At 48.8% G+C, this 10,587-nt stretch carries 7 protein-coding genes; 3 read left to right on the top strand and 4 right to left on the bottom strand.

The genetic code is table 11. The features are described 5' to 3' along the window. Window positions 1-305 precede the first annotated feature (305 nt). The 4 genes from tyrS to FC49_RS09085 form a co-directional block, all read right to left on the bottom strand. Window positions 306-1,556, bottom strand: coding sequence for a tyrosine--tRNA ligase (tyrS, locus tag FC49_RS09100; RefSeq protein ID WP_003712896.1), 1,251 nt, complete (start codon window positions 1,554-1,556; stop codon window positions 306-308). Window positions 1,557-2,006: 450 nt separating this feature from the next. Then, on the bottom strand, window positions 2,007-3,041 hold the full coding sequence (locus FC49_RS09095) for a hypothetical protein (protein WP_003712888.1): 1,035 nt from the start codon (window positions 3,039-3,041) through the stop codon (window positions 2,007-2,009). Window positions 3,042-3,289: 248 nt separating this feature from the next. Further along, window positions 3,290-3,976, bottom strand: a complete 687-nt coding sequence (locus FC49_RS09090; RefSeq protein ID WP_003712894.1) for a 2,3-diphosphoglycerate-dependent phosphoglycerate mutase — start codon at window positions 3,974-3,976, stop codon at window positions 3,290-3,292. Between the two features lie 324 nt (window positions 3,977-4,300). Continuing rightward, complete coding sequence (locus FC49_RS09085; protein WP_056984844.1) at window positions 4,301-6,931, bottom strand: Rib/alpha-like domain-containing protein; 2,631 nt, start codon at window positions 6,929-6,931, stop codon at window positions 4,301-4,303. Window positions 6,932-7,564: 633 nt separating this feature from the next. On the opposite strand from FC49_RS09085, the gene FC49_RS09080 reads away from it, so the two are divergent. Genes FC49_RS09080 through FC49_RS09070 form a run of 3 tightly spaced genes read left to right on the top strand, consistent with a single transcriptional unit; the run spans window position 7,565 to window position 9,346 of the window. After that, window positions 7,565-7,969 carry a CidA/LrgA family protein gene (locus FC49_RS09080; RefSeq protein ID WP_003712890.1) on the top strand — a complete coding sequence of 135 codons (405 nt, stop codon included), beginning with the start codon at window positions 7,565-7,567 and terminating at the stop codon, window positions 7,967-7,969. Window positions 7,970-7,983: 14 nt separating this feature from the next. Further along, window positions 7,984-8,721: an LrgB family protein gene (locus FC49_RS09075; protein ID WP_003712895.1), complete on the top strand. Its 738-nt coding sequence runs from the start codon at window positions 7,984-7,986 to the stop codon at window positions 8,719-8,721. A gap of 28 nt (window positions 8,722-8,749) precedes the next feature. Beyond that, on the top strand, window positions 8,750-9,346 hold the full coding sequence (locus FC49_RS09070; RefSeq protein ID WP_056984843.1) for a hypothetical protein: 597 nt from the start codon (window positions 8,750-8,752) through the stop codon (window positions 9,344-9,346). Window positions 9,347-10,587 lie beyond the last annotated feature (1,241 nt).

The following is a 10,587-nucleotide window of genomic DNA, read 5'->3' as shown; positions in this document are numbered from 1 at the left end:
GCAATTATTTGTTAGCTTTCAAACAAGCAGCTTAAATAATATATCATGCTATCAAAACGATGTCAACAATAATTCACAATTTTCTTTTACAAATCATTAATCGCTTTGACAACGTTAAATATGATACATGGAATCTCCCACCCCGTCAAGCACCATTTCACTACTCGCTATCCTCCGCATAAGCAAAACTGAATTTCCAATCAACCTTTGAATAATATTGTTCCCGATTCCGTCACTTTATACCCAAAAAGGCGGGCCAGTGAGCTCCACTGATCCGCCTTTTCTTAACTATATATAAGAGAAAATTATTTTACCCGTGCTAAGAAGTAGTGTTTCTTCCCCCGCCGAACAATGACAAACTTGCCATCAAAGTGCGTGCTCGGGTCTACTTCCGCCTCCACGTCGGTAACCTTTTCACCGTTAATCCGGATAGCACCGTTAGAAACATCTTGCCGGGCCTGCCGCCGGGACGGTTCCATCCCGTTATCCGTCAGCCAAACGACGATGTTTTCCTTCTTATCATCAACGTCAACTGATGGCATATTCTTAAAGCCCTGTTCAATTTCTGCAGCGGACAGGTCGGCGACATCCCCGGAGAAAAGCGCCTTACTGATCCGCTGTGCTTCCTCAACCGCTTTTTCGCCGTGGACGAACTTAGTCACTTCTTCGGCCAGCCGCCGTTGCGCTTCCCGCTTCCACGGTTCCTTTTCGACTTTTTCGGCCAGGTCGTCGATTTCCTCTTTAGATAAGAAGGTAAAGTACTTCAAGTATTTGATTACGTCCCGGTCATCCTGGTTAATCCAGAATTGGTAGAATTCGTACGGCGACGTCTTCTCTGGGTCCAGCCAGATTGCGCCGCCAGCAGTTTTCCCAAACTTGGTTCCATCTGCCTTGAGCATCAGCGGAATCGTCAACCCGTAAACCTTCGCATCCGGGCCTTCTACCTTGTGAATCAGGTCAATTCCAGCCGTAATGTTGCCCCACTGGTCAGAACCACCGATTTGCAGTTGCACGTCGTTGTGCCGGTATAAATGAAGGAAATCGACCGACTGTAAAATCTGGTAGGTAAATTCGGTAAACGAAATCCCCGCGTCCAGCCGGCTGGCAACGACCTCCTTATTCAGCATCGTGTTGATGTTAAAGAGCTTCCCGTAATCTCGCAGGAAGTCCAGCAGGCTAATCCGGGACAGCCAGTCATAGTTATTGACAATCGTGAAGTTTTCCGTCCCAAAGAGCTTCTTCATCTGTGCCGTCAGGGCCTCTTCATTGTGGTGGACCTGGTCCATCGTTTGCAAAGTCCGCTCACTCTTCCGTCCAGACGGGTCCCCGATTGCACCGGTTCCCCCACCGATAATGATTACCGGGTGGTGGCCCGCTAGCTGGAACCGTTTCAAAATCATAAATGGAATCAAGTGACCGATGTGTAAACTATCCCCCGTGGGGTCAGTTCCACAGTATAAAGCAATCTTATCGTTTTCAGTCAATTCCTTTAACGCGTCCAAATCCGTCGTCTGGTTAATTGCGCCCCGCCATTGCAGGTCATCAATAATGTTCATGGATATCCCTCCTAAATTAAATCCCCGGATACTAAAAAATCCCCGGCTTCAAAAACTGAAGTCAGGGACGATTTCACCGCGTTACCACCTTGAATTGCGGGTTACCAGGTTAGTAACCCACCGCTCTTCGTCGGTAACGGGACGATCCGTTCATTTAGACGGGCTCCGCGGATGTAATTCATCATCAGTCCTTGGCCAGGCTCACAACTACCGCCGGCTCTCTGAATGTCCAGCTGACAACTACTGCTGTCCGCTTCACTGCCCTTTAGTTGCCGTTATTGTACCGGTTCACGCGGGTCCCTGTCAAGCATTCACTAAAAAAGGAGGCTGGAAATTAACTCAGCCTCCTTCGCTATTTTAAAGATAAAAATGCAGCTACGCGTCGACGGAGGTGGGCCAACGAACTAGCCAAGCTAGTTTGTTGGCCCACTCTCTCCCGCACGCAAAGAATTAATCTTCCTTCTTTGCTTCTGCTTTCTTCTTTTCTTCCGGCTTAACGGTTGGCGATGGTTGCTCCTGCTCCTTCTTTGGTACATAAACCTCGTGAACAAAGGCTTCCCCCGTCAGTACGGCAACCGGCTTAAAAGTATCCCGGAAGTCGGCATCGACATCCGCTGTCTCCTTGCTCCGAACGTAGAAAAGGGAGCCCGTAGCAAAGACCACTGGCAGGTAGCAAATCAAGCCCAGGATGGTAATCAGCAGGCCAATGTAGAACAGCACATAGGTTGCCGTGTAGTTACCATAGTAGGCCAAGCCACCAAAGATGACCGTCCAAACAACCATTGGCAAGACTTCCACAAACAGGCAAATCAACAGGTAGTTCCACTTGCGGCCACCCATGAAACGCCGACTCGCCGTCAGGGCGTGCCGCATTGACTGACCAAGGAACTGCGGCTGCTTGTCCCGGTACAGGAAGTACGCCTGAGCATACTCGATTCCCTTCCAGATGACGATAATTTCGTTCACAATCCGGATTCCGTAGAACCAAATTGCGTTGTGCGTCATCCCACCGACAATCCGGGCTACGATGTCCAGCGGCAGGCTCCAGAGGAAGATGAACAGCCCGGTGTAGAGGGCAATCCGCCACAGCTGGTTCTTCCGCAGGTGCTTGAAATGCAGCCAAATGGAACCGGCGCTTACCGGTTGATCAGGATCCAGCAGGTGATCTTGGTAGGTATACTGGACCGCCACGGTGAAGAAGCCGTAGAAGAAGGTTAACGCGGCCATAATTACCAGGCCGGCTAAAATTTCCAGCAACCCCAGTAACAGGGCCATTGGTGAGGCCATTCCGTACATGATCATCATTACACTCATCATCATTGACTGCGCTACGTTAGTCATCAGTAACGAAGCGACGCACAGTAATGCAAAGTAGATAATCGTAATCCCACCGATTGACCACATCGCTGAAAAGTAATGTGGCTTTACTAATGCCTTGAGCGTCTGAATAAAGCTGCTCAGCGACAATCCTTGTTGTTTTTTCATTGAAAAACCGTCCACCTTTATCAATTAATTTACATTTAATCATAACACATCGACGTTTGAGCTCAATTCATTCCGCCAATCTTCGCACTTTTTTCAAAAAAGCAGGCGCAATCCTCGCTCAGGGCGCCAGCTCCCGTTCACCATGCTTGGCAGTGGCAGCCCGTCCTTTAAAACAGCAAGAGGCCGAGTTGCTTCCCGACCTCTTCCAGACTAACCGGCGTTGTGCCCGCCGACCAGTTAATCAGTTATTAATACTTTTCCTTGCTCAAAACGTTGAGCTTGTCATCGAAGTCGTAAACGACTGGCTGACCAGTAGCCATTTCCAGGTTCATGATGTCTTCGTCAGAAATCTGTTCGATGTACTTGCTCAAAGCACGGAGGGAGTTACCGTGGGCTGCGATGATAACGTTCTTGTTGTCAAGCAGCTTTGGAGCAATTTCGTCTTGCCACAATGGGATAACCCGTTCCAGGGTCACCTTTAAGTTTTCACCGCCAGGAATCGTCCGTGGGTCCAAGTTAGCGTAACGACGGTCGTTAGCAGCAGAACCTTCGTCATCAGCACTCAGCAGTGGTGGCAAAACATCGTATGAACGACGCCAAATATGAACTTGTTCGTCACCGTACTTTTCAGCAGCCTTCTTCTTGTTGTGGCCCTGCAAAGCACCGTAGTGACGTTCGTTCAAACGCCAAGTCTTGGTTTCAGGAATCCAGAGTTGGTCACATTCTTCCAGAGCATAGTGCAAAGTCTTGATGGCCCGCTTCAAAACAGAAGTGTAGGCGTAGTCAAATTCAATGCCGTGTTCCTTCAGGGCCTTACCAGCGTTCTTTGCTTGTTCAACACCCTTTTCGCTCAGGTCCACATCAACCCAACCAGTGAATTGGTTTGACAGGTTCCATTCACTTTGACCGTGACGGATAAGTACTAATTTAGCCATGTTCAATTGACCTCTTTCTTCTTAAATAGTCGCTATGGTTAGCATTACTATATCATTTTAATCCATTCGCCAATAAAATCCAATAGCGAGCCCCCAAATTAGCCCAGTTGGCTAACCCCGCTCTCCCGTCTGACTATCTAAAACCTGTCCGGAGCAGGAAAACAAAAGGGCTCCAGCACCCGGCCAAGCCGAATCTTGGAGCCCTCAGTAGGAGCATGAGAAGGGCATTGCCGCTGTTCTCACGCCTCCCTAAAGAAAGGAGGTTTAGTATTGTCAGAATGTTGCCATTCACAAACTACACCTAATTATTCAGTTAAAACATGGTTACTTCTTCCGCCGTAACTCACCAAAGCCAAACAGCGTTGCGAAGCTCATCAGGTAAACCCCAGCAAGTGCTAGTGCGCCGTTGTGGTCTTCACCAGTCTGCGGCAGCTTCTTTTCAGCAGCGCCGGCAGGCTTAACCGCTGTCTGCACTGGTGCTGGCTGACTAGCAGCTGGCGTCGTTACTGCTTCACCGACAACGTGAACCGTGACCGTGACCTCAGTCTGAGTCCCGTCTGGGTAAGTAACAACGATCACGCCGGTCTTGTCACCTGGAGTAGAAGTATCAACCGGGTTCTTCCAGTCATACTTGGTCCCATCTGGCAGCTTATCCTTGTTCTTGATGCCGTCGGCTGGGTCAGGCTGTCCACCCGGCTGGGTAGTGACCGGCTGTCCTTCTGCAGGAACCACTTGGTACTGAACCGTGTACGCACCAGCAGCTTGGGCTGTCGCTGGCAGAGCTGGGTTCCAGCCTGCAACCGTGTAGCCCTTGTCGGCAACGGCAGCTGGTACTGGTACATCGGCGAGTGCTGTCCCAATCTTCACATCGAAGATTGTCCCGGCGCCTGCGGCAAAGCTACCGTGGTCACCAGCGTTAAAGGTTACCCGGACGTAACCGGCTGGCGTTGGGTTCGTCGGTGTCTTGGTCTGATCAATCACCTTGTCCAGCACGGTAACGCTAACCGACGTGTCATCCTGGGAGCCATCTGGGTAAGTGACCGTAACATCAACGGTGTACTTGCCCGGCGTCTTCCCATCAGGAAGCTGGGTCTTGTCGTTAACTTCAATCTTTGGTGTCTTGGCCGGATCGTCCTTCGGGTAGTCCGTCGTGACTTTCCCGATAACTTCATCTGCTGTCGTCGCTTCACCGTAGCCCTTGGTCAGTTCACCACCAGTTGCCGTATACTTGTCAGCTTCCGTTGGCATTTCCGCTAAGAAGCTGTCGGCGTCCACCGTGACCCCGTTAACAACTAATTCCACGGTGTAGATGGTATCAGCATCCATGTCCTTTGGAACAGTGAGCTGAGCTGCCTTTTCTGCCTCAGCCTTGCTTGTAACAGTGGTCCGGTTGAGTTCCTTCCCGTTAGCGGTCCAGACAATTTCCGTCGTCTGTCCCACGGCGTAAACAGCATCAACCTTGGCCGTTGCTGTATCACCTGGCTTAGCCGTCTTTGTCGTCGTGTCAAAGTTAGTCACGTCAACGTCGTACTTCTCCAGGTTCGGTACCAGTGCAAAGTGTGAGTTGTATGCCTGCTGACCAACAACGTACGGGTTGGAGTGCGTGTAGTCACGAGGGTTCCCGTACGCCAGCACTGGGTAATTGCTGTACGAAGGCTGGATTTCACCAGATGGGTTTAAGATAAACTGCAGGAGCCCATCGGTATCAATGTCCTTACTAAAGTGCGCGGTATAACTACCATCAATTACTGGTGCTATCACTACTTCTTGGATGTACTCTGGATGGGCCTTCATGATCGCGAGTTGTTCATTGACCTCATCAATCGCCGTGGCGGCACTTCGGGTACTCTTCAAAGCTGCGACACCCTCAGGCGTCAGAACTGCATTGACTACGCGGAAGCCATTCTTCGCTTCATCAGCAGTCTGGGTAACAAAACTCTCTAGCGTTGATGTCGGGAATGTCGTTCCAGCCTTTGATGTTTCCCACCAAACTTTACCGGAAACCCGATTTGTGTCCGCTCCAACAAGCCCCGGATGCGCATCCGGGCCAGCGTCGTCATAGCGCCAGGTGCTTGGGTCACCGACCATTGTCTTAATCATCTCTGTCGTTGGCGCTTCACCAACGAAGACACTGGCCCGCTGAAGGTTAGCACCAGCGAGGTAGAAGGCCCCCGCCGTAGTTGGCGTCGAGAAGCCCGGCGTGTTTCCGACTACCGGCCGGAAAGTGAATAATTCACTGCCGTCAGCCGACTTCTGCCCTGGTGCAAGCCACATCTTCAGACGCTGGCTAGACGTTGGTATAAATGTAAACTTGTGCTCAGTTCCCTTGGCGTCGGTAAAGGTCGGCAAATCGAATGCAAAGACACCATCACCCCCACCGTTGGAGGCTGCCCCTTCCAGATAGTGACTCTTGGTCGAGTAGACCGGACTAATTGCCCCGTCAGTGTCGATCCACTGCAGGTAAACTTCATAGTCGTTTAACTTAGTCGAACGACCGGTCCCTGGGGTGTACCCAGTCCAGGAAGCTGGCGCCAATTCTAGCCAACCGCTGACCACTTGGCTCGCGTTTGTCAGCTGACCACCTGTCTTTACGTGGCCGGATTCGATGGCGTCGACGTTAATCGGTGTACTCCGGGCATCCCGGTCCGTTCCAGTGGCTGGGTTCGTGGTTGATGGTGTCCCATTAACGTTTGCTGCCGAGTCATTAGCGACTGCGGCATTCGCTAGTGCGGGGGTCGCAGCCGCTGGGGCAGCCGCATCAGTAGCCGCACTGCCCTCCACACCCGGCTGTGGGGTAGCCACCGTTGCTTCAACGGCAGCCGGAGCATCGGCATGGGCAACCTGGCCAAGCCCGGTATATACAAAGAAACCGGAAGCAATGGCTACCGAAGCAACCCCGATGCTTAATTTCCGCAGTGACCAGCGTGTGTAGTGCTGGTTTGCTTTTTGGTCAATTAAATGTTGATTGTTTTTTTCCTACCATATTTATTACCTTTCTGACAAAAAGTAATCTTTACTTCAAAGTACTTTTTGTTTTGCTACGTTCACTATTAGCTTTCAATTGAAAAATAAAAGTTACGAAAATCCGCTAGTCGATTGCGCTATCGAATTAGCGGAATTGTTCTAGCAGTACGCAAAAAGGTACTTCTAAAATATGGTACGAGTCGAATTAATAATATCTAAAATAAACTATCAAGTGATAACTACATTTATCGTTCCCCACGATTATACTGCAAAGCAATTTTAAAATAAAAACTTGTAATTCGATTTTAAACCTGCTATTCGTTAACGGCTAATCAAGCCCCTCCCTAGCGGCATTTTGTAGTCAGGCCTGCTTTTTCTTAGTTATCAAAGGTTCTTAAATTGAAATTGGCCTATGCCAATCAATTATTTTGACGGTCAGCATTCTCCGACCGCTCCCCAGACGATTCAGGAGGCTTCCCGGCTCCTAAATTTCTATCATTTGATAAGAAAAAATTAAAAATTAGTTTACTCTCACGGCCGAATCACCTATAATTAACGAAAGCGTTATCGAAATGCCATGAATATTCGTAACCGCGGATTAACTCAGATGATATTCGAAAGGTTATGGTGTTTATGGATAAGAAGAAAAAAGAAACACCCATCATTGTCCAATGTGGGATCTATGCAATTATTCTGTTTGTTGCCCAACTTATTTCCAGTTTATTCCCCGCTAGCTTTAGTGCCCCCGCACCGTTAATCGGGATGATCCTCTTATATATTTTACTATCGACCCACGTAATCAAACTCCACCAGGTCGAAAAGCTCGGTGACTTCATGCTCGGGCTGATTGCCTTCCTGTTCGTTCCTTCAGGAATCCAACTCGCCGGAAGTATGCAATTAATGAAGACTGAAGGGGTCAAGGACATTGTCGTCTCGATTATCGCCACCCTGATCCTCTTAATCATTATCTGTTTCATCGGAGCGGCCCTGATCCGGCTCCATGCACGGCTCGCGAAGAGCACGAAGTAAGGGAGGGCTGCACTATGACTAATGTTGTGAATAATCTTGCCTTGCCATTTACCGGAATCTTCATTTCCTTTGTCGGCTACCTTCTTGGGATGCTGCTGTTTAACAAGAGCCACGGTTTCTTCCTGTTTAACCCCCTGCTGGTCGCGATGGTCTTTGGGATTTCCGTCCTCGCCGTCTGGGCGGTAATCGTCCACTCTGATACCGCCACGATCTATCTGAAGTTCTACAAGCCTGGCGGTGACATTATTTTCTGGTTCTTAAACCCGGCAACGATGTCCTTCGCCATCCCCCTCTACCGGCGGAACGACGTTTTCAAGAAGTACTGGTTTGACATTATTGTTACTATCTTTGTCGGTTGTTTTATTGCCATCTTTGCAATCGACCAAGTTACGAAGCTCTTCGGCCTTTCGCACGCCTCGGCAGCCGCAATGCTGCCCCAAGCAGCCACGACCGCGGTGGCGATGCCAATTGCCTCTGAAATCGGTGGGGTGCCAGCCGTTACCGCAATGGCCTGCATCATTAACGCCGTCTTCATCTACGCCCTCGGTGACATTTTGATCAAGGTCCTGCACTTAAATAAACTGCCCAAGGTAAGCAACGGCCTGGGACTTAGTACCGCCGGGCACGCGATTGGTTCTGTCAAGGCCCTCCAGCTCGGTGAAGTCGAAGGTGCTTCCGCCGCGATTGCCGTTGTTTTAGTGGCGATCGCAATGGATATCCTAGTGCCGATTTACGCTCACCTCTTTATGTAAGCTCGTTTAAGAATAGAAGGTGACATGGATGCAGCTAATTTTCAATTTAAAAGTTCAACTCTTCCCAACTGAGCAGCAAGCCCAGTGTTTTCAAGAGTGTACCAGCGAATACCAGCGCCTGTGCGACATCGTCAGCGACTGGTTCTACTATAAGCACCACCTCAAGGCTTCCCGGAAGAAGTTCAACTCCGAAATGTACTACCGGTTACGGGAAATTTCACCGACGATTAACTCCGCGATGATTCAACTGACCTATCTAAGCGTGGCGCGGCAATACCACCAAGCAAACCAGGCCTTCAAACAGAAGGCGTGCACCGAGCCGTTAACCAAGATTTTAAAACGGCCGCTCTCCTTCCAAGACTCACCGCTTGACTACGCTTACCGGTGTACCTACTCGTTTATTAAAAAGAACAGCCTGATTTCAATGAGCGTCCTCAATAAGCGCATTACAATGCCGTTCTCAATTGAGCAAGATCTGGAACTATTAAATGCCATCACCCACTTTGGCAACGGGCAGCTGGTTTCAATCATCGACAAGTGGTTCCTGGTAATCCCAATTACCGTCGATAAGGAAAAGCTCCCCAAGGGCAGTGATTTTCCACCAGCAGCCGACGCAATGCCGTAAATAATCAACGGAATACCGCTTAATATTTCATCTCCCTAAACTTAATTATCTTTCTTTTATTAAGCTTGTGTAGGATTAATGAATATTTATATTTTATATTTATGATGAATAAAGCGCTTCCGAAGCCGATTGAGTGTTAGTTAACAAGTAATCAGAGCATAACTTTGTTCATTATAGGTCTTACAAATTATAAGTTGATAAATAAATGGCGAGTGGTTAGAATGTTCTTATAATACAAAATACTAATTTTGTATTATATTGACACACTTCGTCGACGATGTTTCAAAACTGTTGGCAATCAACTAGGCATCTTTCGTTCATTAACGGTTGGCAAGCGGCCGTTGGTGAAGCTCCCCGTCTAGCTAATTGTTTTAGTCATCCCGGTGCAACAGCCTAAAGAAGGAGGCTATTGACTGGTAATGACAGGTAGTCGTCAACATTTACTTCTGTTCATCCCCTGGGGCCGATAAGTCATTAATTTACACAATGCTACTGATAAGGTAATTGACTATTGGCTGGTCGCATTCCTCACGACCGCCGCTCCAGGCAGTGAACTCGTCCACCGGTTGACGAACTGGTGACAAGCAGTTTGTTTTCGGCTCAGCAGCCTCGCAACTACTAAGCGGCGCCCCTCGCCGCCTGATGGTTGCAGGCGAATCAAGTCCTCTTGGTTATGAGCAGCTAAATCAGCTTGCTAGCAGGAATAAGCAGGCGTGGTTTAGCTATTCATGGCAGGTAACGCTTAATAGTTGTGGTAAGACTAACATACGCTTACCAGCTTCACCGTAATTAATCCGATTTGAGTTTTAATGCTGAGACCGGATGGGCTAAATATTAGCCGTTGTCTAGTTGCCCATTGGAAAACTAGTAAGGCTCTCTAACAGCTAAAAGTACTTCTAAATTTGCGAGCCTTATTTAAAATGCATACTGTCACAACACACATCTATCGTTTCACATAGCTAGTTGAACGAGCCCACCCTAATTTTCGGGTTCACATTCCCCAGCTAGCTAACGCGGTAAGGGATTTTCTTATTCTGGAGTTAACTTCTCACCTTACCGCATAGTTTGCCCACTGGCCTGACTAGTGTGTCCAATGGTTTCTTCAACAGCGATTTCTCAATAGTTGCAAAAGTTTAAGTTAGGGATGAGGTGTTTACTGTCATCAGTCATCATCCCGCTGTTCATACAAACAAGCCTCCAGAGGCTGGTCTTAGGTTATAATGCCCTCTAAGTATACAGAT

Source organism: Limosilactobacillus oris DSM 4864, assembly GCF_001434465.1.
GTDB classification, from domain to species: Bacteria; Bacillota; Bacilli; order Lactobacillales; family Lactobacillaceae; genus Limosilactobacillus; species Limosilactobacillus oris.
This window is presented reverse-complemented; position numbering and strand designations above follow the sequence as displayed.